The sequence below is a fragment of the Actinoplanes sp. SE50/110 genome (assembly GCF_900119315.1).
In the GTDB taxonomy this organism is placed as follows: domain Bacteria; phylum Actinomycetota; class Actinomycetes; order Mycobacteriales; family Micromonosporaceae; genus Actinoplanes.
Window position 1 is genome coordinate 8,722,160 of record NZ_LT827010.1, and the last position, 21,007, is coordinate 8,743,166.

The 21,007-nt window shown below is 70.4% G+C and carries 24 protein-coding genes; 1 reads left to right on the forward strand and 23 read right to left on the reverse strand.

Annotation, left to right across the window (positions count from 1 at the left end):
* Positions 1-27 precede the first annotated feature (27 nt).
* Positions 28-2,157 carry a flagellar hook-length control protein FliK gene (locus ACSP50_RS44955; protein ID WP_155123725.1) on the forward strand — a complete coding sequence of 710 codons (2,130 nt, stop codon included), beginning with the start codon at positions 28-30 and terminating at the stop codon, positions 2,155-2,157.
* Between the two features lie 98 nt (positions 2,158-2,255).
* Here the strand turns inward: ACSP50_RS44955 and ACSP50_RS39030 are convergent, their stop codons facing one another.
* The 23 genes from ACSP50_RS39030 to ACSP50_RS39140 all read right to left on the reverse strand — a co-directional run bounded on the left by ACSP50_RS39030 (position 2,256) and on the right by ACSP50_RS39140 (position 21,007).
* Entirely contained in the window at positions 2,256-2,480 is a 225-nt protein-coding gene (locus tag ACSP50_RS39030) for a hypothetical protein (protein ID WP_014694848.1), read from the reverse strand.
* Complete coding sequence (locus ACSP50_RS39035; protein ID WP_099343954.1) at positions 2,477-4,078, reverse strand: hypothetical protein; 1,602 nt, start codon at positions 4,076-4,078, stop codon at positions 2,477-2,479. The genes ACSP50_RS39030 and ACSP50_RS39035 overlap by 4 nt, the downstream gene beginning before the upstream one ends.
* Positions 4,068-6,110: a flagellar biosynthesis protein FlhA gene (gene flhA, locus ACSP50_RS39040; RefSeq protein ID WP_014694850.1), complete on the reverse strand. Its 2,043-nt coding sequence runs from the start codon at positions 6,108-6,110 to the stop codon at positions 4,068-4,070. Before flhA ends, ACSP50_RS39035 begins: the two co-directional genes overlap by 11 nt.
* A gap of 113 nt (positions 6,111-6,223) precedes the next feature.
* Entirely contained in the window at positions 6,224-7,303 is a 1,080-nt protein-coding gene (locus ACSP50_RS39045; RefSeq protein ID WP_014694851.1) for a flagellar biosynthesis protein FlhB, read from the reverse strand.
* A 10-nt stretch (positions 7,304-7,313) separates the two neighbouring features.
* Positions 7,314-8,078, reverse strand: a complete 765-nt coding sequence (locus ACSP50_RS39050; protein WP_014694852.1) for a flagellar biosynthetic protein FliR — start codon at positions 8,076-8,078, stop codon at positions 7,314-7,316.
* On the reverse strand, positions 8,075-8,929 hold the full coding sequence (gene fliP, locus ACSP50_RS39055; RefSeq protein WP_231956807.1) for a flagellar type III secretion system pore protein FliP: 855 nt from the start codon (positions 8,927-8,929) through the stop codon (positions 8,075-8,077). Before fliP ends, ACSP50_RS39050 begins: the two co-directional genes overlap by 4 nt.
* 14 nt (positions 8,930-8,943) lie before the next feature.
* A complete protein-coding gene (locus ACSP50_RS39060) occupies positions 8,944-9,372 on the reverse strand; it encodes a flagellar biosynthetic protein FliO (protein WP_014694854.1) in 429 nt (142 codons plus the stop codon).
* Between the two features lie 12 nt (positions 9,373-9,384).
* Positions 9,385-10,152 carry a flagellar motor switch protein FliN gene (fliN, locus tag ACSP50_RS39065; RefSeq protein WP_014694855.1) on the reverse strand — a complete coding sequence of 256 codons (768 nt, stop codon included), beginning with the start codon at positions 10,150-10,152 and terminating at the stop codon, positions 9,385-9,387.
* Entirely contained in the window at positions 10,149-11,099 is a 951-nt protein-coding gene (locus ACSP50_RS39070; protein WP_014694856.1) for a flagellar motor switch protein FliM, read from the reverse strand. Before ACSP50_RS39070 ends, fliN begins: the two co-directional genes overlap by 4 nt.
* 110 nt (positions 11,100-11,209) lie before the next feature.
* A complete protein-coding gene (locus ACSP50_RS39075; RefSeq protein WP_014694857.1) occupies positions 11,210-11,659 on the reverse strand; it encodes a flagellar basal body-associated FliL family protein in 450 nt (149 codons plus the stop codon).
* A gap of 16 nt (positions 11,660-11,675) precedes the next feature.
* The gene (locus tag ACSP50_RS39080; protein ID WP_014694858.1) at positions 11,676-12,734 is read right to left on the reverse strand and encodes a flagellar motor protein MotB; all 1,059 of its coding nucleotides are present in this window, start codon (positions 12,732-12,734) and stop codon (positions 11,676-11,678) included.
* 4 nt (positions 12,735-12,738) lie between these two features.
* Positions 12,739-13,530, reverse strand: coding sequence for a motility protein A (locus ACSP50_RS39085; RefSeq protein ID WP_014694859.1), 792 nt, complete (start codon positions 13,528-13,530; stop codon positions 12,739-12,741).
* A complete protein-coding gene (locus ACSP50_RS39090) occupies positions 13,530-13,808 on the reverse strand; it encodes a flagellar FlbD family protein (protein ID WP_014694860.1) in 279 nt (92 codons plus the stop codon). Before ACSP50_RS39090 ends, ACSP50_RS39085 begins: the two co-directional genes overlap by 1 nt.
* A gap of 208 nt (positions 13,809-14,016) precedes the next feature.
* Positions 14,017-15,291 carry a flagellar hook protein FlgE gene (locus tag ACSP50_RS39095; protein ID WP_014694861.1) on the reverse strand — a complete coding sequence of 425 codons (1,275 nt, stop codon included), beginning with the start codon at positions 15,289-15,291 and terminating at the stop codon, positions 14,017-14,019.
* 52 nt (positions 15,292-15,343) lie between these two features.
* Positions 15,344-15,790: a flagellar hook assembly protein FlgD gene (locus tag ACSP50_RS39100; protein ID WP_014694862.1), complete on the reverse strand. Its 447-nt coding sequence runs from the start codon at positions 15,788-15,790 to the stop codon at positions 15,344-15,346.
* Between the two features lie 141 nt (positions 15,791-15,931).
* The gene (locus ACSP50_RS39105) at positions 15,932-16,420 is read right to left on the reverse strand and encodes a hypothetical protein (RefSeq protein WP_014694863.1); all 489 of its coding nucleotides are present in this window, start codon (positions 16,418-16,420) and stop codon (positions 15,932-15,934) included.
* Positions 16,421-16,427: 7 nt separating this feature from the next.
* Complete coding sequence (locus ACSP50_RS39110; protein ID WP_014694864.1) at positions 16,428-16,790, reverse strand: response regulator; 363 nt, start codon at positions 16,788-16,790, stop codon at positions 16,428-16,430.
* Positions 16,787-17,272, reverse strand: a complete 486-nt coding sequence (locus ACSP50_RS39115) for a chemotaxis protein CheX (protein ID WP_014694865.1) — start codon at positions 17,270-17,272, stop codon at positions 16,787-16,789. The genes ACSP50_RS39110 and ACSP50_RS39115 overlap by 4 nt, the downstream gene beginning before the upstream one ends.
* The gene (locus ACSP50_RS39120) at positions 17,269-17,664 is read right to left on the reverse strand and encodes a response regulator (RefSeq protein ID WP_014694866.1); all 396 of its coding nucleotides are present in this window, start codon (positions 17,662-17,664) and stop codon (positions 17,269-17,271) included. Before ACSP50_RS39120 ends, ACSP50_RS39115 begins: the two co-directional genes overlap by 4 nt.
* Complete coding sequence (locus ACSP50_RS39125; protein ID WP_014694867.1) at positions 17,661-18,506, reverse strand: protein-glutamate O-methyltransferase CheR; 846 nt, start codon at positions 18,504-18,506, stop codon at positions 17,661-17,663. Before ACSP50_RS39125 ends, ACSP50_RS39120 begins: the two co-directional genes overlap by 4 nt.
* Positions 18,503-19,684: a chemotaxis response regulator protein-glutamate methylesterase gene (locus tag ACSP50_RS39130; RefSeq protein ID WP_014694868.1), complete on the reverse strand. Its 1,182-nt coding sequence runs from the start codon at positions 19,682-19,684 to the stop codon at positions 18,503-18,505. Before ACSP50_RS39130 ends, ACSP50_RS39125 begins: the two co-directional genes overlap by 4 nt.
* A gap of 13 nt (positions 19,685-19,697) precedes the next feature.
* A complete protein-coding gene (locus ACSP50_RS39135) occupies positions 19,698-20,570 on the reverse strand; it encodes a hypothetical protein (RefSeq protein ID WP_014694869.1) in 873 nt (290 codons plus the stop codon).
* On the reverse strand, positions 20,570-21,007 hold the full coding sequence (locus tag ACSP50_RS39140) for a chemotaxis protein CheW (protein ID WP_014694870.1): 438 nt from the start codon (positions 21,005-21,007) through the stop codon (positions 20,570-20,572). Before ACSP50_RS39140 ends, ACSP50_RS39135 begins: the two co-directional genes overlap by 1 nt.

Sequence of the window (21,007 nt, forward strand, 5' to 3'; positions counted from 1 at the left end):
TCCGTGACGGGACCGGACCACCGGCCCGTGACCGAGACCAGCCGCCGGGCGGGCAGCCGGCGCGAGGACGGTGCGGACTTCGGGTCGGCGCTCTCCGCCGAGCTGGGCGACGACCAGGATGAGGTGGCCGAGCAGACCGCCGACCGCCGGGACGCCGCCACCCGCAGCGCCGAACTACGCGACGCCGCCACCCGCAGCGCCGAACTACGCGACGTCGCCACCCGCAGCGCCGCGATGCGCGACGCCACCGCCCGCAGCACCGAACTACGGAACGCCGCTCGGGACGCCGATCTGCGCGGCGCCGCGATTCGCGGCACCGGCTCGCGCGATGTCACCCGGGCCGCCACGGACCGGACCGCCACGGAACGGGCCGCGACGGAACGCGCCCTGGCGGACCGGACCGCGACGGACCGGGCCGCCGGCGACCGCGACGCGACGCGCGCGGCCACCGATCGGGCCACGCAGCGCGCCGCGGACCAGCGCGCCGCCGGCCGGGACGCGGCCGACCGGGCCGCCGGGAGCCGGGCCGCGGCGGACCGCGCCGCGAGCCGGGATGCCGCCGACCAGGCCGCCGCCCAGCGGAGCGCCGACGACCGGGCCGCGGTGCGGGCCGCCACCGACCGGGCCGGCGCCCGTCAGGCCGCCGACCGCGCGGCGGATCAGGCCGCCGCGGACCGGGCCGCCGACCGGGCGGCGGACAGTGCCGCGGCCGACCGGACCGACGCCACCACCCGCACGGCCGCCGACCGGGACGACACGACCGGCGGCGACGACACCGCGACCGCGGCCACCGGCGACAAGACCACCGACGCCACCGAGACGAAGCACGGCCCGGACGGGCGGTCCGCGCACCGCGTCAAGGGCAAGGCCGCGGCCACCGGCGACAGGGCCACCGAGGACGCCCAGGGCCCGGCCTTTCCGGACGCCAAGGGTGCCGCGCCGACCACCACCACACCGCTCATCGACCCGGCCGCCCAGGCCGCCGCCGGAGTGGCCGCCACCACCACGGCGGCGGCCGGTACCGACCCCGCGGCCGCCGGCAAGACCGCCGCGGCGAAGGCCACCGGGACGGTGAAGGCGGCCGACGCCGCCACGCCGGCGACCGGACCGGCTCCGGCCACCGGCCTCGCGGCGCCCGACCAGGCGGCCGCGGCCACCTCGGCGGCCGTCCCAGGAACCGGCCAGCCCGGACAGCCGGGTCAGGTCGGTCAGGTCGGTCAGCCCGGCCAGGCCGGCCAGGCCGGGCCCGGCACTCCGCAGCCGGGCCGGCTCCCGCCGGGTGCGGCCCAGGCCGCCGGTGGTACGACGCCCGGCAAGGCCGCACGGCAGGCGACAGCCGCGGTCGTGGCCGGCACTCCGGGACGTCCCGCCTGGGCATCCGCCGCCGCGGGCCGAACCGAGACGGGCACGGCCGGCCAGCCCGCCGACGCGGCCGCCGCGGCGGCCGCACCGGCGGCGGCGCCGACTCCCACCACGGCGGCCGGCAACCAGGCCGGCGACCCCGGTGGGTCCTCCGGGCAGCCGGGGGCGGACGCACCGCGTACCGTCGCAATCCCGGACGGCGCACCGCCCGCCGCGCCCACCGCCATGCCGGCGGCGCAGCCCGCCGCCGACCCCGGACTTCCGCCCGGCGCCGCCCTGGCCGGCGTCGCCGGACCGCAGGCCGCCGCGCCGGCCGGCGCGGCGGCACCCACCGCGGCGGCCGCGGAGAACTCCACGCCGATCCCGCTGGCCCCGCCGGCCGAGCAGATCGCGATGCGGATCGCGCCGCTGCGGCTGGACGCCGACGGCGTGCACCGGCTCACCGTGCAGTTGCACCCGGTCGACCTCGGACCGGTCCAGGTGGTCGCCGAGATCCGCAACGGGGACATCAGCGTGCAGCTCACCGGCGGCACCGAGGCGGGCACCGAGGCACTCCGGGCCGGCATCGAGGATCTGCGGCGTGAGCTGCAGGATTCCGGGTTCGGGAACTGTTCGCTGGACCTGCGTCAGGGCACGCCGCAGGACCAGGCGCGGCAGCAGTTCGAGGCCGGGGGCGGGTTCGGTCGGCGCGGCGGTGGCGGCGAGTCGGGGCGGCCGAACGCCGATCTGCCGGCTGAGCCGGCCCCGACCGCGACCCGCCGCGCGACACCGGGCCGGCTGGACATCCACGCCTGAGAGACCGGACGAACCGGCCGGAGAGACGAGGGGCGCCGGTCCGCGACAAGCGGACCGGCGCCCTCTTCAGTGCTGGCAGCTCTTCCCCAAGGTGCCAGTCACTCCTGCAGCGGTTCCGGGTCGACCGGTGTCCCCGGGGTCTCCTCGGTGACGCCGTACCCGGACGTGACGAACCGGAACGCGGCCAGCAGGATCGCCGCGATCGGCACCGCGATCAGGAACCGAATCAGTACCTGGGTGAGATCCAGCTGGTCGACGACCAGCCGGTACCACGCCGGCAGGCTGATCAGCAGCGCGAACACCAGGACCGACGGCCGGATCATCGGCGGGCGGCTCGCGTGGCCCGCCGCGGCGAGGCGGCGGCCGGCATCACCTCGGCGGCGATCCGGGCGCACAGCATCGCGGCCCAGGCGTGCGGGGTGGCCGGCTTGCCGTCCAGCGAGAAGATCGGCACGTCCAGCCCGAGTACCGACGCCGGGTCCGAGGTGAGCTCCACGCTGTGCACCACGAGCGCCTCGACCTCGCCGAGGTTGCGCAGGTGGCGGGCGGTGTCCGCGGTTTTGCGGGTGGCGTCGACGACGGCCCACAGCGCGGTCGCGCCGAGCGCGTCGCACATCTCGTTGACCCAGAACTCGTCGGTGCCGCCCACCGGCGCGTCGATCACCACGATCCACGGGTGGTCCGAGGTCTGCAGCTTGTCGGCGCGCGATTCGGCGGCGGCCGGGCTGGAGATCAGCCGCGACGAGTGCAGCCCGGTGCCGGAGGTGGAGAGCGCGGCCAGCAGCAGGTGATTCTGGTCGACGTGGACCTGCTCGAGCAGGTGCTTGGCGATCGGCACCGCGGTGTGCACCTCGCCGGCGATGACCAGGATCTCCCCGGGGCCGTCCGGGATGCCGGGTGCGGCCGGCCGGGAGGCCAGCACGCTGAGCACCCCGGCGTAGGTGTCGCCGCCGGTGATCTGCCGCGCCATGTCCTCGGGCATGCCGACGGTCATCAGGTTGCGCTGCACCGGGTCGAGGTCGCCGCTGACCCGGATCGGCGCCGGCTTGGGCGCCGGGGGCGGTGGCGGCGTGGCCGCGGTCGGGGAGACCGGCGCCGGCTCGTCGTCGCCGGAGAGCCCGTAGACCTCGGCGGCGGACCGGATCGGCGCGCCCGTCGGCACGGTCTGGAACGCGGCCCGTGGCGGCGCGGCGGCCGGTTCGGCGGGCCGGATCGGGGTCGCGGCCGGGCTGTGCGGCACCGCCCGGCGCGCGTGCGGCGCCTCGGCGGCCGGGGAGATCGACACCGGCGGCGGGGCGACCGGCGGCGGCGTGGCCGCGGCCGGGGAGATCGGGGCGGCGGCCGGCACCGGCGCCGGCCGCCCGGGCAGCGCGGCCGGCAGTCCCAGCCGGCCGCCGCCGTTGACCGGTGGTTCGGTCACGGTGGCCGGGGTGAACGGGCGCACCCCGGCGTCGGCGGTCTGCCGCACCCGGTGCCCGCCGCGCTGCGTCTCGCCGAGGTGACCGGCCATGTCCAGGCCGGCCATCAGCTCGGCGAACGCGGCCCCGGTGTCACCGATCCCGGCGTCCCGGCCACCCTGCCGCTCGAAGCGCTCGCCCAGCCCGGGGCCTGCGCCGAGTTTCGGCGTGGGCGGGCGGCCCGGCGGCGGGCCGTCGAAGGCGTTCCGGTCCCGCGACTCGGCCTGCTCGAGCAGGCGTTCCAGCGGATTTGCGCCGTTCTCGGCGACGGTCTGTTGCGCCATGTCCTCACTGTCCTCGTGTGCGTCCGGTACTTCGACGGAGAGCTCGTAGTGCTGCTTCGCGAAGAAGCCCCCGATGCCACCGCTTCGTACCTTGTCGGCGGAGATGATCCGGACGCGCGAGCCGTACTCGTCACGTACCTGAGCCAGTAACGGCTCGATGGCCGGTCCCTCAAGCAGCACCCGCGTAGGCACCGTTCACCACCCCTATCGTCTCGATCTGTGCGGTGGAACCAGAGATCTCGCTGTACGACAGCACCTGCACCCGGCGGGAGCCGGCGCGCAGCAGTCGCATCAGCGGCAACCGCAGTTGTGGGGAGCAGGCCAGGACCGGATTCAGGCCCTGCTGCTCGGCGGCTTCGGCGAGCCGGCTGGCCTCACTGACGATCGCCTCGGCACGCATGCCGTCGATCGCCATGAAGGCCCCGGTGTCGCTGGGCCGCAGGGACTCGAGCAGGCTCTGCTCGAGCATCGGGTCCAACGTGATCACGGTGAGCCGGCCGCCGCTCGCGTACTGGGCGGCGATCGCCGGGCCCAGCGCGGCCCGGGCCGCCTCGACCAGGCCGTCGTGGTCGGCGGAGGTCTTGGCGCGCAGCGAGAGCGCCTCGAAGATCCGGACCAGGTCGCGGATCGGCACGCCCTCGTCGAGCATCGCCTGCAGCACCTTCTGGATCTGGCCGAGGCTGAGCAGCCCCGGGGTCAGCTCCTCGACCACCACCGGGTGGGTGCGCTTGACCATCTCGGTCAGGGCGCGCACGTCCTCCCGGCCGAGCAGCCGGCTGGCGTTGTTGCGGACGATCTCGGCCAGGTGCGTGATGATCACCGAGGCCCGATCGACGACCGTCGCGCCGGACAGCTCGGCCTGATAGTGCATCTCGGCCGGGACCCACTTGCCGGCCAGGCCGAACACCGGTTCGACGCCGGCCCGGCCGGGCAGCGCCTGCAGTCCCTCGCCGATCGCCAGCACCGTGCCGGGCGGCGCCTGTCCGGCACCGGCGTCGACCCCGGAGATCCGGATCGCGTACGACGAGAGCGGCAGGTCCAGGTCGTCCCGGGTACGCACCGGCGGCATGATCACCCCGAGTTCCAGGGCCATCTTGCGGCGCAGTGCGCGCACCCGGTCGAGCAGGTCGCCGCTGCTGGCGTCGACCAGGTCGACCAGGTCCGGGGCGAGGGCCAGCTCCAGCGGGTCGATCCGCATCTCGCCGAGCAGCTGCTCGGGCGAGTCGGCGGCCGGCATCTCGACCGCCTCGGCGATCGGCGCGGTCTCCTCCGGGATCTGCTCCTTGACCCGCTGCGCGATCGCCAGCACGGTCACCCCGACCACCAGGAACGGGACCTTGGGCAGGCCGGGGATGACGCAGAGGGCGAGGGCCGCGGCACCGCCGATGCGCAGCGCCAGCTTGTTCTGGCTGAGCTGGGCGGTGACGGTCTGGCCCATGTCACCGGAGGTGGCCGAGCGGGTCACGATCAGACCGGTGGCCACCGAGAGCAGCAGCGCCGGCACCTGGGAGACCAGGCCGTCGCCGATGCTGAGCATGCTGTACTGGTTCATCGCGTCGGCCGGCGCCAGGCCGTGCTGCAGGATGCCGACCGCGAACCCGCCGATCAGGTTGATCAGCGTGATGATGATGGCCGCGATGGCGTCGCCCTTGACGAACTTGGAGCCACCGTCCATCGCGCCGTAGAACTCGGCCTCGGCGGCCACCTCGGCCCGGCGCCGCTTGGCGCCGTCCTCGTCGATCAGGCCGGCGTTCAGGTCGGCGTCGATCGCCATCTGCTTGCCGGGCATCGCGTCGAGGGTGAACCGGGCGCCGACCTCGGCGACCCGCTCGGCACCCTTGGTCACCACGATCAATTGGACGATGACCAGGATCGAGAAGATCACCAGCCCGATGACCAGGTTGCCCCCGACCACGAAGCTGCCGAACGCATGGATCACCTTGCCGGCGTCACCGTCGCGCAGCACCAGCCGGGTGGCGCTGATGTTGAGCGCCAGCCGGAACAGCGTCATCACCAGCAGCAGCGCCGGGAAGACCGCGAAGTCGAGCGGCTTCTCGACGAACATGCTGATCAGCAGCACCAGCAGGGCCATCGTGATGTTCATGGCGATGAACAGGTCGAGCAGGAAGGTCGGCAACGGGACGACCATCATGATGATGATGCCGATCACCCCGACGGGCACGGCGAGCTTTCCGAGGTTCCGGCCTTTCACGACACCTCCGCTCGGCGTTCCGTCGCCGTGTCACTGAGACCCCTGTGGCACCGCCACGCCCCGATCTTCCCTGCTAACCCGCGCCGATGTGAGGAAATCTCCCGAAATTTCGGTTACGTCATGGCGGGGCTGCGGTGCAGACCGGCCGCCGAGCCGCGTGCCTTGAGGCTCATCACGAACGCGAGCACCCGCGCCACCGCGCCGAAGAACTCGGCCGGGATCTCCTGACCCACCTCGCACCCCGAGTTGAGTGCCCGGGCCAGCGCGATGTCCTGCACCATCGGCACCCGGTTGTCGGTGGCCAGCTGCCGGATCTTGGCGGCCACCGGCCCCTTGCCCTTGGCCACCACCCGCGGCGCGCCCTTCTCCGGCTCGTACCGCAGCGCCACCGCGACGTGCACCGGGTTGACCACCACCACGTCCGCGGTCGGCACGTCGGCCATCTGCCGGTTGCGCGCCATGGCCATCTGCCGGGCCCGGATCTGCGCCTTGATCAGCGGGTCACCCTCGGAGTTCTTGTTCTCCTGCTTGACCTCTTCCTTGGTCATCCGCAGTTGCTTCTGGGTGCGCCGGCGCACCACCAGGTAGTCGGCGCCGGCCATCGCGATGCCGGCCACCGCGGCCGCCCGGATCAGCGAGATCACCGCGTTGGTGACGGTGCCGAGCAGCGCGGTCAGCGGCAGCCGGCCGGCCGACATCAGCTGCGGGACGATGTTCTTGACCGTCATGTACAGGACCGCGGCCAGCACCGCGGTCTTGAACAGCGACTTGGTCAGCTCCCACAGCGCGTGCGGGCCGAACATCCGCTTCAGGCCGGAAAACGGGTTGAGCCGGTTGAACTTCGGGATGAACAGCTTGGTGGCGACCCGGATGCCGCCCTGGGCGCCGGCCGCGGCGACGCCGACCGCCATCATGGTCAGCGCCAGCGGGGCCACCGCCCAGGCCGCGCCGAACAGCCCCTCCCGGAGCAGGGCCAGGCCCTTGGCCGGGTCCGGGTTCTGGATGGTGTCCGGCAGCTTGGCGATCGCCTCCTCGGCGTGCTGCATCGCCTGCGTCAGGGTGCGGGGCAGCAGCACGCTCGCGGCCAGCATGCCCAGCCAGGCGCCCAGGTCCGGCGTACGGCCGATCTGTCCTTCCTGTTTCGCCTTTTTGAGCCGTTGCTGTGTCGGCTGTTCGGTCTTCTCGCCGGACATCTACACCCCCTCAGCCGCCGCTGAGCCGGATCACCGCCGTGACCGCGCGCTCGACCAGGGTGTGCAGGACGCTCGGGAGCGCCGCGATGGCCAGCCCGGCCAGGGTCACCACCAGGAAGATCTTGACGGGGAAGCCCAGCTGGAACGCGTTCAGCGCGGGCGCCACCCGGTTCAGCAGGCCGAGCGAGACGTCGGCCAGGAACAGCACGCAGACCAGCGGCCCGGCGATCTGCAGGGCGGACACGAACATCTCACCCACGCCGCTGAGCAGCAGCCGGCTGAACGTCTCCGGGGAGAACGAGACGTTCAGCGGCAGCGTGCGGAAACTCTGCATGAAGCCGCGCAGGATCAGCTGGTGCCCGTCGCCGGCGAACAGCAGGGTCATCGCGACCAGGTTGTAGAACCGGCCGAAGATCGAACTCTGGTTGAAGCCGAGCGGGTCGTACGCGGTGGCCAGGGTGAACCCGCCGAACAGGTCGAGCAGGTCACCGGCCGCCTGCAGCGCGGCGAACAGCAGCATGGTGATGAAGCCGAGCGCGACCCCGATGAAGATCTGCATCAGCACGCTGAACAGCAGCGCCGAGGTCTCCAGCGAGGGCAGGGTGCCGGTCAGGTACGGCGCCATCGGCAGCGCCAGGCCGACCGAGAGCAGCGCCTTGACCGGGCCGGGGATGAGCCGGGTGTTGAACGGCGGGCAGATCACCATCCACGCCCCGGTCCGGCACGCCCCGAGCAGGATCGCCAGCATCTGCGCGATCGGCACGTCGTAGTTCACGTCCGGTACGACCCGACCAGCGCCGTGATGATCAACCCCCAGCCGTTGACCAGCACGAACAGCAGCAGCTTGAAGGGCAGCGCGACGGTCACCGGGGGCAGCATCATCATGCCCAGCGACATCAGCGAGGCCGACACGACCAGGTCGATGATCAGGAAAGGGATGAAGATGACGAAGCCGATGATGAACGCGGCCCGCAGCTCGGAGAGCACGAACGCGGGCACCAGCGTGGTCAGCGGCACCGCGTCCCGGTTCGCCGGCTGCTTCTCACCGGACACCTTGATCAGCAGGGCCAGCTCGTCCTCGCGGGTGGTCTTCCACATGAACTCGCGCAGCGGCTTGATGCCGTCGTCGAAGGCCTGCGACTGGGTCTTGTCGCCCTTGAGGTAGGGCTGCACGCCGACCTTGTTCATCTCGGAGACGGTCGGTCCCATGATGAAAAGGCTCAGGAACAGGGCCAGTCCGGCGATCACCTGGTTGGGCGGCAGCGTGGTCAGGCCCAGCGCGTTGCGGGTGATCCCGAGGACCATGAAGACCTTGGTGAAACACGTGCAGAGCAGCAGCAGCGCGGGCGCCACCGAGAGCAGCGTCAGGCCCAGAACGATGACCAGGCTGGACGCCGGGCGGCTGCCGTCCGGGTTGGTGCCGTTGATGTTCAGGTTGATGCTCGGCGGCGACGTGCGCGGTGCCTGCGGCACCAGCCGGGGCGGTGGCAACGCCGGCGGCTCCGCGGGTGCTCGCGGCGCCACTTGCGGCGGTACGACGACTGCCGCGCCGGGCTGCTGCCCGGGCGCGGCACCCGCCGCGGCCGGCATCGCCAGCGCGAGTCCGATCCCCAGCATGAGCAGCATCAACGCGCGTCGCATCATTTTCGGGTCGTCCGCTCCCGCAGGAACTCCACGGTCGAGCTCCACGTCTTGGGCGACAGGATCGAGCCGTGCTCCACCGGCGCCGCCGGATGCCGGCCCGGCAGGGCCGTCCCGCCCGGGTCGATCAGCTCGGTCGGCTCCAGCACCAGGTGGTCCCGGTGCTCCACCTTCTCGTGCTCGAACACGTCGAGCTCGGCCTCGCCCAGATAGCTGATCTGCTGTTCGGTGACCCCGAGCACGAGCGCCCGATCGGCCACCCGCACCACCGCCACCGCCGAGCTGCGGCCCAGCTGCTGCCGGGTGAGCACGGTGAGCGGGCCGTGGCCGCGCCCGCCGAACGGACGCCGTAGCGCCCGGGCCAGCCCCCACATCATGAACAGCACGATGAACAGGGAGAAGGCGACCTGGATGAGGAGCCGGAACACTGGTCGTGACCCCTACTCGGCGCCCGGCGAGACGATCTCGGTGATCCGGATGCCGAAGTTCTCGTCCACCACGACCACCTCGCCGCGGGCGATCAGCCGGCCGTTGACCAGCAGGTCGGCCGGGCTGCCGGCGGCCCGGTCCAGCTCGACGATGGCGCCCGGGGTGAGCGACAGCAGCTCCCGCACACTCATCCGGGTCCGACCCAGCTCGGCGGAGACCTCCATCTCCACGTCGTGCAGCATGTCGAGGCCGCCGCGCCGGCCGACCGCCGGCGCCTCCGGGGCGCGCTGGGCCACCCCGCCGCCGGTCGCGGCGGCCACCAGCGGATCATCGTCCGGCCACGGGCTCAACGACAGCGCCAGCATCGCGCGGATGTCCTCGTCGTCGCGCAGCGGGATGGCGACCGCACCCTCTTTGGCGGCCAGCGCGCTGAGCGCGACCTGCGGCTCCATCACCTGACCGGGATCCAGCACGACCGGCCCGAAGACCCGGGCCGCGGCCTCCAGCGCGGGCCGGACCGCCGCGGTCAGGTCGAGTTCGCCGAGCGGGCTCTCCTTGAGCGCGTCCGCCAGGTCCTGACCGACCACCACGACCACCTCGCCGGTGGCGGGTCCGCTGAAGCGCGCGGTGACCGCCTGGCCCTCGATCGCGGTCGTCCCGTCCGGGGTCATCGGCTCGCCGGCGACCAGTGCCCGGCTGGTGGGCAGGACGGCCAGCGCGGCGTCCGCCGCGTTCCGGGCCAGGATGAGCTGCGGCGCGGTGATGGCAGGGGCGGTCATGAGCGGCCAGACTCCTTGGATTCGTTCTCGGTGGGGGACGGCACGACGAGACAGGCGAGCCGGGCACCCTGATTACCGGGAACGGCATGCGCGAACACGATGTCGTTCACGGTCACCTCTAGCGGCCGGCTGGTCGGATGCCCCAGCGGCACGACGTCACCCGGACGTAGATCCACGATGTCATCGGTGCGCATCCGAATGGGCTGGAATCGCACTGCTACGTCGATCGGAGCGGCGGAAAGTCCGGCCGTGAGATTGCGCAGCGCCTTGTCCTTGACCTGGCGTTCGGCCGCACTGAGCACGACCGCCTCCTGCCGGGACAGCACCGGGAGAATGGTGTTGAACGGCAGGCAGATCGTCGAGATGCACTCCTCGGCGCCGATCTTGGTCTCGAACGAGGCCACCACCACCGCGTCGCCGGGCGCGTGCGCCCGCAGGAACTGCGCGTTGTACTCGATCTCCTTGAGGTGCGGCTGGATGTCGACCAGGCTCTCGAAGCCGTAGCGCAGCTCGCCCAGCATCCGCTCGATCAGGCCGCGCAGCAGCGGCATCTCCACCTCGGTCAGCGGCCGCTCCGGCTGGGAGCCGCCGGGGCCGCCGAGCATGTGGTCGATCGCGGTCATCACCGCGGACTGGGCGATCTCGATCAGCACCGTGCCGGGCAACGGATCGAGGGCGACCACCCCGATGATCGTCGGGTTGGCCAGCGACGCCACGTACTCGTCGTAGTTCAGCTGCTCGATGGAGATCAGCGAGACGTTGCTGACCGCGCGCAGCCGGGTGGTCAGCAGGGTGCCGCAACTGCGGGCGTACGTCTCGAAGGCGATCTGCAGGGTGCGGACATGCTCGCGGGAGAGCTTGATCGGTCGGCGGAAGTCGTAGGCCGTCGGCCCTCCGCCCTGGCCACGGCGCGACATCTTGCCGGGGGTGCGTGCGGTGGTGGTCACGTCGTCCTGATCGGCGGACTTCGCGAACCGCTGAGCCCCGGGGCCGTTTTATCCTCTCGATACACCGATGGGCGGGCCTCCCGGAGGAGGCCCGCCCGTGGTGCCGGCGACTACTGCGTCACGAAGGAGGTGAAGTAGACGTCCATGACGAGCTTCTTCTTCTTCTCGGTGTACGCCGCGATCAGCTTGCCCTTCAGCTCCTCCTTGAGCTTGGCGCGGCCCGCGTCGGTGGAGAGCTCGGCAATCGTCCTGCCGGTGTACTCCTCGATCGCCAGCTGGTACGCCTCGCTCAGGTCGACCGCCTCGGCGGAGGCGTCGGTCTGCTGCAGGGCGAAGCCGAGCTTCAGGTAGTGCCCGTCGGCCAGGTTCACCGTGATGGTGTTCTCCGCCGCGGTGACGATGCCCTTCACCGGTGCCGCCGACGCCGAGCTGCTGCGGAGCATGAAGAACGCTCCGGCGCCACCGCCGCCCAGCACGACCAGTGCCAGCGCGATCACCATCATCATCATCTTCTTGGACTTCTTCGGCGCTTCCGCAGCCGCGTCCTTCTCGTCAGCCATCAGAACTCCCCCCTGCTCAGTTACGGGTCTCAGCGGTGATCAGCGTGCTGTGGTTCGTGGTGCCGGTCGTACCGGTGGTGGTGCTCGACGAGTTGGCGGACTCGACCGCCTTCTCCAGTGCCTTCGCCTCGGCCGTGGTCTGACCGGCGTGCAGCTTCGCGTCGGAACCCGCCGCCGACGGCAGCAGCGCCGCCTGGTCGGCCGTGAGCATGGTCAGCACGACCACGTCCACCCGGCGGTTCATCGTGATCGAGCGGGGGTCCTTCGGGTCGATCAGCGGCTTGGTGTCGGAGAAACCGACCGCGCTGAGCCGCTTCTTCGCGATCCCGTGCCCGGTGAAGTACCGGACCGTGGTGGAGGCCCGCGCCGCGGACAGCTCCCAGCCGCTCGGGTAGTACCTGGTCTTCGCGTTGAGCTGGTTGGTGTTGCCGTCCACCTCGACGTTGTTCGGCAGCTTCGCCAGCGTCGGGGCGATCGCGCCGAGGATCTTCTCGCCGGTCGGGCGCAGGTCCGCCCGGTCACCGGCGAAGACCACCTCGTTGGTCACCACCGTGACGACCAGGCCGCGCTGGTCGATCGTGAACTTCACGTTGTCCAGCAGCTTGGCCGCGGCGAGCGCGTCGGAGATCTTGTTCTCGATCGCCTTCATGTTCTCCGCCTCCTTCGCCGCCTTGTCCGCGTTGGCCGAGGCCTTCTTGCGGTCCTCCGCCATGACCGCCCGGGAGACGGCCTCCTGCTGCTTCTGGTTCAGGCCCTCGGTACCCGAGGACCCGTCACCCGGGTTGGCGCCCGGGTCGATCTGCACGACCTGCGCGTTGTTCGCCGAGCCGTCCAGCGGGGCGTAGTTACCGGTGAACGCGGCGCTCTTGGAGCCGAAGCTTGCCGAGAGACCCTGCGCGAGCTGGGCGAACTTCTTCTGGTTGATGTCACTCATGGAGAACAGGACAACGAAGAGGACGAACAGCAGGGTGAGCATGTCGGCGTACGACACGAGCCAGCGCTCGTGGTTGACGTGCTCCTCGTGCTCCTCATGGGCCTTCTTCTTGCGCTTGGCGCCGCCGCCACCGGAACTCATCGGGTCAGGCCGCCTTCTTCGAGGAGGCCGCGGCCTCAGCCTTCTTCATCTCGTCCGGCGGGAGCAGGCTCCGCAGCTTCTGGGCGACCAGGCGCGGGTTGGAGCCGGCCTGGATCGCCAGCACACCGTCGATCACCAGCTCCATCTCCTCGGACTCGACGGCGCTGAGCCGGTCGAGCCGGGCCGCCATCGGCAGCCAGATGATGTTGGCGCTGAGCACACCCCAGAGGGTGGCGACGAACGCCGAGGAGATGGCCGGGCCCAGCGTGGTCGGCTTGTCGAGGTTCTCCAGCACGTGCACCAGGCCCATGACCGTGCCGATGATGCCGATGGTCGGCGCGTAGCCGCCCATGTTCTCGAAGAACTTCTTGCCGGCCTTGTCCGCCTTCTTCTTGGCCGCGACCTCGGCGTGCAGGATGTCGTGCAGCTCGTCCGGGTCGGTGCCGTCGATGGCCAGCTGCAGACCGCGCTTCAGGAACGGGTGCTCGACCGTCTTGACCGCGTCCTCGAGGGCCAGCAGACCCTCGCGACGGGCCCGCTCAGCCAGCTTGACCACGTTGTCGAGCAGCTGGGTCGGCGGCGTCACCTTGGCGGTGAAGGCCTTCTGCAGCTGCTTGCCGAACCCGGTCACGTCCTTGAACACACCGCCGGCCATGGCCGCCGCGAAGGCGCCGCCGAAGACCAGCAGCATCGAGGGGATCAGCAGGATGGAGCTGGGCGAGCCACCGTCCAGGATCTGGACGGTGAAGACGATCGCCAGTCCGGCGAGCACCCCGACGACGGTTGAGATGTCCATTAGCGGTCCTTCCGGTGCAGCGGGAGCACCTTGGCGTCGAGCTCGTCGTCAGACGAGGAGAGGGCGGCCGTGGGCTCAGGCTCCATACGACTCGCCTGGGCGATCAGCGAGGCGCGGTAGTGACGCACCGAGTCGATGAATTCGGGCACGGACTCGGCAATGACGTACTTGGTGCCGTCCACCAGGGTGACGACCGTGTCAGGCGTGCAGTCCACACGCTCGACCAGGTCCGGGTTCAGCGCGAACACGGCACCGTTGATTCGAGTTACGAGGATCAAGACTGTTCCGTCCTTGGGTCGTCCTGGGCTGGTGTCGGGCCGTCCGTGGCCCTACGCCTAGTACTTCGGCCCGACCTCGGTTGCCGATGAGATCGAGCCGGTCGCTATCCGGGTGCGACGTCCGACACGCGACGCCTGCACAAAAGGCGGCGGCCGGGACAGGCTCCACGCCTGCCCCGGCCGCCGCCGAGACTCCTGCCGCTACCCGTTAGCGCTTCATGCTGACGAGTTCCTGGAGCAACTCGTCGGAGGTCGTGATGATCTTCGAGTTCGCCTGGAAGCCACGCTGGGCCACCACGAGGTTGGTGAACTCCTGGGCGAGGTCGACGTTCGACATCTCCAGGGCGCCACTGATCACCTGGCCCATGCCGGCGCTGCCGGGCTGACCGACCTGGGCGTACCCGGAGTTGACGGTGCTGCGGAAGGTCGAGTTGCCGACCTTCTCCAGACCGTCGGGGTTCTTGAAGGTGGCCATGGCGACCTGGCCCAGCGTCTCCTTCAAGCCGTTGCTGTACACGCCGACGATCTCACCGGTGTCCGAGACGGTGTATGCGAGCGAGGTCAGCGCGCCGGCGGTCTGCCCGTCGGTGGAGAACACCCGAGCGTCCGACAGCCCGGAGTACATGGTCAGGTCGGCCATGTTGACCTTGTAATCGCCGATCTGCATGTTGCCGTCCTTGTCCAACTCCCCGGTGGCCGGGGTGTCGGTGGCGCTGACGATCGCCTTGCCGCTGGTCATGTCGATCTCCCCGGTCGCGCCGGAGATGGCGGTGCCGTCCTCGCCGTACAGCGCGATGTCCCAGGTGGTGTCCGGGGTGTCCCCGGCGACCCGGTTCGGGTCGATGGCCCGGGTGAACTTGGCGGTCACCGTGTGGGTCGCGCCGTCCTTGTCGAAGACCTTGACCGGGATCGTCACGGTGTCCTCGGTGGCCAGCTTGTTCTCCGGGAAGTCGCTGGTCAGGTTGCCCTTGAGGGTGATCTGGGTGGTCGCCGCGGGCGGGATGGTGGCACCCAGTGGCATCTTGATGTCACTCGGCTGGCCGCCGGCGTTGACCTTGCCGTCGACCGCGGTCCAGCCCTGCACCGGCTGGCCGCTGGTGGTGACCAGCGTGCCGTTGGCGTCGAAGAAGAACGAGCCGGCCCGGGTGTACATCTGCTCGTTGCCGGTCCGGGTGATGAAGAAGCCGTCGCCCTGGATCATCATGTCGCCGGACTTGCCGGTGGTCTCGGCCGAGCCCTGGCTGAAGTTCTTGCTGATGCCGGCGACCTTGACACCGAGGCCGACCTGGGACGGGTTGGTGCCGCCCATGCCGTTCTGCGGCGAGCCGGCCGCGCCCACCATCTGGCTGAGCGTGTCCTGGAACTGCACCGCCTCCGACTTGTAGCCGACGGTGTTGACGTTCGCAATGTTGTTGCCGGTGACGTCCATCATCTGCTGGTGCGCGTGCAGGCCACTGATGCCGGAGTAGAGAGAACGCAGCATTAAAGATCGTCCTTAAGGTCGAGAAAAGGGCTCAAGAAGCGGGCGGTCTTTTTCAGGCGGTCTGCTGAATCTCCGTGACCTTGGACAGGTCCACATCCGTGTTACCGACCTTGAGGGTCGGGTCGCTGTCCCCGTTGAGCTTCGCCGCGGACACCACGCCGGTCTGCGACTGGCCGTTGGCGTCCATGTACGTGACGGTCTTGCCGACCAGCATGCTGGCGCTCGTCATCCGCTGCGACTTCATCATGCCGATCATGTCTTCCAGCTTCTCGACCTGGGTGAACTGCGCGGTCTGGGCGAGAAACTGGGTCGAGTCGGCGGGTTTGGACGGGTCCTGGTACTTGAGCTGGGCCACCAACAGTTTCATGAAGGTGTCCTTGTCCCCCAGGTCCTTGTCCTTGGCCTGCCGCTTCGCGGCCTCAGCCTTGAGCGCGGCGGCGGCCTGTGCGGCGTCCGAAGAGGCGCCGGTGGCGCCCATTCCAGAGGTCGGCGAGGTCATTGACTTCTCCTGTCCCTTGGCAAGCTCAACCTAAGCTTCGGCCCGGACCAGGAATTGCTTAGCCACAAATTTGCGGGCCCGCCGGAAGCCGGCGGGCCCGCATCTTTCAGTTCTTCAATGGTGTACGCCATACCCGGGCGCTCAGGGCGCCAGCGACAGGCTCATCTTGCCCTTGCCGTACCGGCTCACCTCGACCATCAGGTCCAGGCGCCGCCCGAGCGCGAGCAGGATCGCGCGGGCGTCGGCCGGCAGCTCCATCCCCGGGTAGATCACCTGGTAGAGCTTGGTGTGCGGGGCCCCCTCCTTGTTGAGCAGGCTGGTGAAGATGTTGCACAGCTCGCCGACGTTCTCCGCCAGGTTCGGGAAGAGCTGCTTCTCGTCGATGCTGTCCTCGGCGGCGCCCGGGGGCAGCAGGCCGAGCGCGGCGCCGGCGTTGGCCGCCAGGCTCAGCTGCAGGCCCATGGCCGCGTAGATCTTCTGGCTGTTGTCGGTGAAGATCGCGACCGTGGCGGTCCGGATCTCGTCCGCGCTGAGCGGGTCACCGGGGCTGACGGTGACCTCGCGGCCGAGGAGATCCTCGAACAGATTGCGTACGGCTAGAGAGCCGGGAAGTACCGAGACGTCTGACATGTCGCAATCATCCCAAAATTGGAGCGAAGACTTCGTCGAATCGCTCAGCCGTGAACGGTTTGACGATGAAGAAGGCCGAACCCGCGGATTCGGCGGCCGTCTTCATCTCGGGCGTGCACTCCGAGGTGACGAAGCCGAACTTGACGTTGTTGCCGGCCGCCCGGAGTTGCCGCAGCACCTCGATGCCGGTCATCTGCGGCATGTTCCAGTCCGAGATGACCAGATCCGGCTGCTGCTTGCTGGCCATGTCGAACGCCTCCTGCCCGTCCGCGGCCTCGATCAGGTCGTGGTCGCCGAACCCGGCCTGCCGCAGGGTACGGACGACGATCTGCCGCATCACCCGGCTGTCATCGGCGATGAGGATCTTCATGCACCCTCCTCCTTCGTGTCGGTGCTGCTCTGCCACATCGAAATGGACACCGGCTCGCCTTCCCAGAGTCCATAGACGCCGCTGATGCGTTCGGTGTTCGGATAACGCGCCGAGCTCTCCGGCGCGAGCACTACCTGAGGTAGCGACAACTGCGAACCCGGCGGAAGCATCGCCTTGACGTTGCCGCCGACGATGTTCGCCAGTTCGCCGAGCGTGTCGGAGATGTCCTCCTCGCTCACCTCGTCCAGTTCCATGGCCAGGAAGGCGGCCGCGGCCCGCTGGGCGGCGGCCCGGGAGGACGCGTACACGATGTGCCCGGTCCAGGACCCGGTGATCGACACTGAGGAGTGCACTTCCGAGGGCTGGTTCTCGTCGTACGTCTGCATCAGCGGGCTCACGCCCTCCGGATCCAGGTACGACTCCCAGACCTGTTCCACCATCTCAGCGAGGTCGTTCTCGTCTACGTCGACTTCGACGCTCATGAGTTCGCTCCGGTCGGCACGAGGCCCAGCAGGGCCAGTTTTTCGATCATGGCACCCTCCGTGAAGGGCTTGATGACGTATTCATGAGCACCCGCGGCGAGCGCTCGGACGATCTGACTCTGTTCGCTCTCGGTGGTGACCATCACCAGGGTCATCTCGCGCAGCCGCGGGTCGGCCCGGACCTTCATGACGAACTCGAGCCCGTTCATGTTGGGCATGTTCCAGTCGATGAGGGCCAGTTCCGGCACCTCGGTCATATCGGCGAGCAGGTCGAGCGCCTCCTTGCCGTCGCCGGCCTCGACCGCCTCGAAGCTCAGCTTCGTGACGATGCGCTTGAGGATCATGCGCATCGCGCGCGAGTCATCGATCACCATGGCGCGCATCGGCGTCATCCCCTTCTCCCGGCGCCCGCGGGCACCGCATTGCGGATTCGGTACGCGGATGTGCGGCCGGCGGCCACCCGCTCATAGTTGTCGTCGATCCCGATCGTCGTCTCGGCCGCGCCGAGGAACAGCCAGCCGTCGGGGCGCAGGATCTTGGCGGCGTTCTGCAGCACCTGTCGCTTGGTGGCGACGTCGAAATAGATCAGGACATTGCGCAGGAAGATCACGTCGAACGGCTGCATCGGCGGGAACGGCGCGGTCAGGCTCATGTGCTTGAACGAGACGTTGCGGCGCAGCGCCGGGATCACCCGCCAGTGCGCGCCGGCCCGCTCGAAGTACTGCACCAGCTGGGTGGCCGGCAGTCCCCGGTTCACCTCGACCTGGCTGTACTCCGCCTTCTGCGCCCGCTCGACCATCGCGGTGGAGATGTCGGTGCCCTGGATCTCGAACGACCAGCCGGCCGGCAGCGACTCCTGCAGCGTGATCGCCAGGCTGTACGCCTCCTGGCCGCTGGAGCTGGCCGCTGACCAGAACCGCAGCTTGCGGGTACTGGCCCGGGACTTGACCAACTCCGGCAGCACCACGTCGGTGAGCGCGCTGAACGGCTCCCGGTCCCGGAAGAAGGAGGTCTCGTTGGTGGTGAGCGCGTCGATGATCTTCCGCTGATGCTGCGGGTTCGGGCGCTTCTGCAGATCGGCGATGAAATCGTTGACGTTTGGCGCGCCCACTACCCGGGCAACCGGGATCAGCCGGGCCTCGACCAGGTATTCCTTGCCGGGCGCCAGCACGATGGAGGCCTCCCGGCGCACCAGGTTGGCGACGAAGGTGAACTCGGCCTGGGACAGGGTCATCGGGCCACCGCCGCGGACCGTCCCACCCGCACCCGGTTCAGCAGCGCCGCCGCGATCCGGTCGAGAGGCAACACCTCATCGGCCAGACCCGCGCCGACCACGGCGCCCGGCATGCCCCACACCACCGAGGACGCCTCGTCCTGGGCCAGAATCTCACAGCCCGCGTCTCGCAGCACCTTCGCACCACCTCGTCCGTCTTGTCCCATTCCAGTAAGCACCGTGGCGAACGCGGTGCCGCCGTACAGCGCGGCCACCGACCGGAACATCACGTCCACGGCGGGCCGGCAGGAGTTCTCCTGTGGTGCGTTGCTGAGCTGGGTCAGCGTCGACGTGCCCCGGCGGTTGAAGATCAGGTGCCGGTCGCCCGGCGCGATGTAGACCGTGCCGGGCGCCAGTTCCATGCCGTCGCCGGCCTCGACCACCTTCAACGGGATGCTGCGGTCCAGCCGTTCGGCGAACATCTTGGTGAAGACCGGCGGCATGTGCTGGGTGATCACCACCGGGACCGGGAGGTCGGCCGGCAACCCGTGCAGCACCTTGGTCAGCGCGTCCGGGCCGCCGGTGGACGAGCCGATCGCCAGGATGTCGATCCGGCCCTGCGGGCCACGGCGGGCCGGCGGGCGGGCCCCGGCCGGGCCGGCGGGAGCGGCGGGAGCGGGCGGGCGGGCCGGGCCGGGTGGGGTCAGACCCGGACGGCCGGGCACCGGTCCGATGCCGGGGCGCGGGCCGGCCGCCGGGGCGGGGCCTCGCGGCGGCGCGCCGGGCGGCGGGCGACGGCGCCCACCGAGCGCCTGGATCTTGGGTACGAGCTGTTCGCGTACCGCCTCGATCGATTCCTTCACCGAGCCCACGTTGCTGGGCTTGGTCACGTAGTCGGTGGCACCCGCGGAGAGCGCCTCCAGGGTGGCGGTGGCGCCCGCCGCGGACAGCGTGCTGAACATGATCACCGGCAGCGCGGCGTGCCGTTTGCGGAGTTCACGCACCGCCTCGATGCCGTCCATCTGCGGCATCTCGATGTCCATGGTGACCACGTCGGGTTTGAGCTGGTCGATCTTGGCCTGTGCCAGTAGGCCGTTCGCCGCGGTGCCGACCACCTGAATGCCCGGCGCCTCCCCGAGAGCGTCGACGATCAGCCGACGGACCACCACGGAATCGTCGACGACGAGAACCGAGATCATTCGACCACTCCCTTCAACCGAGCCAGGCCGGACCGAGTGCCGCGACGACCGGCGCGAGCAGCCGGTGCGCCGTTGCGGTGTCCAGCAGATCGCGAACCACCAGCGCCTGGACGGCGCCGCTGAGCATGTTCCAGACCCCGCCGGCCCGGTCGGCCAGCGGAATCCCGGCCGTGTCCACCGCCTGCACCAACAGCATCTGCGCCGCGGCCGCGGTGCGGACCCGATCGGAGAGGTACGCAGCCCAGGACGCCGAGTGCACGGCCGGCGACCAGCCGGCGGTGTTGCGCCGGGCGTCGTCGGCGGCGGTCACGACCCGGGTTCGGTCCTCCGGCCGCAGCGTGCGCAGCTTGTCCAACAGGGCGGAGACGGTGTAGTGGTGCGGTCCCAGGTCGATCGGCGCGCCCGCCGGCACCTTCTTCATGGCCGCCACCCAGCCGGCCCCGAGTCGCCGTCGGGCGTCGTCGTCGAGCACCTCCCGCAGGTAGCACCCGACCGCGGCGTCGCAGAGCAGCGCGGTGGCCGCGGCCGCCTCCTCGGTCTGCCGCGCGTCCCGGCCGGTCCCCTCCCAGGTCCACGACATCACGTCGTAGCGCAGGCAGGTCAGCAGCGCGTCCACCGAGCCGATCGGCGCCCGCTCGACCAGGGCCAGGTTGCCCGCCGGGTCGTCCTTCGACATGCCCTTGAGGTTCGGCATCCGGCGCGCGGCGCTCTCCACCTCGACCCAGAGCGGACCCCGGACACCCTCGTCCGGGAGCCGCTCGGCGAGCACCGGCAGGTCGGCGGCCTGGAGGCGCAGACCGCGCAGCAGGACGTCGGCCGCCGCCGACCCGCCCGGCAGGCGGGTCAGGTCGAAGCCCAGGACGGGGGCGCTGACCAGGCTGTACATCAGTTCGTGGCGCGGTACGTATCGACCGCCTGATTGACGTCGAGCGCCAGCATGAGCCGCCCGTCGAGTTTGAAGGTACCCACCACCAGCTCGCGGGTGGGACCACTGAGCGTGTCGGGCGGGGGTTCGAAGGTCTCCTCGTCCAGGTCGACCACCTCGCCGATCTTGTCCACCAGCAGGCTCACCGGCTCCCCGTCGCCGCGCAGGATCACGTTCATCACCGGGCCCTGCAGGGCCTGCCGGGCAAGCCCCAGCTGGACCCGCAGGTCGACCGCGGCGATCACCTGACCGCGCAGGTTGAACAGGCCGCCGACGGCGGGTGGTGCGAGCGGCACCGGGGTGTACTCGTTGTACGAGAGCACCTCCTGCACGGTATGCACCTCCACCCCGAAGAGCTGCCCGTCCACCTCGAAGGTGGCGAACTGGCGACTCGCCAT

Bases quoted from the DNA above. Each gene is read 5' to 3' on its own strand.
- ACSP50_RS39130 (WP_014694868.1), bottom strand. From the start codon at position 19,684: ATGATCTCGGTTCTCGTCGTCGACGATTCCGTGGTGGTCCGTCGGCTG.
- ACSP50_RS39085 (WP_014694859.1), bottom strand. From the start codon at position 13,530: ATGGACATCTCAACCGTCGTCGGGGTGCTCGCCGGACTGGCGATCGTC.
- ACSP50_RS39140 (WP_014694870.1), bottom strand. From the start codon at position 21,007: ATGGCGAGTCGCCAGTTCGCCACCTTCGAGGTGGACGGGCAGCTCTTC.
- fliN (WP_014694855.1), bottom strand. From the start codon at position 10,152: ATGACCGCCCCTGCCATCACCGCGCCGCAGCTCATCCTGGCCCGGAAC.
- ACSP50_RS39135 (WP_014694869.1), bottom strand. From the start codon at position 20,570: ATGTACAGCCTGGTCAGCGCCCCCGTCCTGGGCTTCGACCTGACCCGC.
- ACSP50_RS39100 (WP_014694862.1), bottom strand. From the start codon at position 15,790: ATGACCTCGCCGACCTCTGGAATGGGCGCCACCGGCGCCTCTTCGGAC.
- ACSP50_RS39105 (WP_014694863.1), bottom strand. From the start codon at position 16,420: ATGTCAGACGTCTCGGTACTTCCCGGCTCTCTAGCCGTACGCAATCTG.
- ACSP50_RS39075 (WP_014694857.1), bottom strand. From the start codon at position 11,659: ATGGCTGACGAGAAGGACGCGGCTGCGGAAGCGCCGAAGAAGTCCAAG.
- ACSP50_RS39125 (WP_014694867.1), bottom strand. From the start codon at position 18,506: ATGACCCTGTCCCAGGCCGAGTTCACCTTCGTCGCCAACCTGGTGCGC.
- fliP (WP_231956807.1), bottom strand. From the start codon at position 8,929: ATGCTGCTCATGCTGGGGATCGGACTCGCGCTGGCGATGCCGGCCGCG.
- ACSP50_RS39110 (WP_014694864.1), bottom strand. From the start codon at position 16,790: ATGAAGATCCTCATCGCCGATGACAGCCGGGTGATGCGGCAGATCGTC.
- ACSP50_RS39030 (WP_014694848.1), bottom strand. From the start codon at position 2,480: ATGATCCGGCCGTCGGTCCTGGTGTTCGCGCTGCTGATCAGCCTGCCG.
- ACSP50_RS39095 (WP_014694861.1), bottom strand. From the start codon at position 15,291: ATGCTGCGTTCTCTCTACTCCGGCATCAGTGGCCTGCACGCGCACCAG.
- ACSP50_RS39080 (WP_014694858.1), bottom strand. From the start codon at position 12,734: ATGAGTTCCGGTGGCGGCGGCGCCAAGCGCAAGAAGAAGGCCCATGAG.
- ACSP50_RS39115 (WP_014694865.1), bottom strand. From the start codon at position 17,272: ATGAGCGTCGAAGTCGACGTAGACGAGAACGACCTCGCTGAGATGGTG.
- ACSP50_RS39045 (WP_014694851.1), bottom strand. From the start codon at position 7,303: ATGTCCGGCGAGAAGACCGAACAGCCGACACAGCAACGGCTCAAAAAG.
- ACSP50_RS39120 (WP_014694866.1), bottom strand. From the start codon at position 17,664: ATGACGCCGATGCGCGCCATGGTGATCGATGACTCGCGCGCGATGCGC.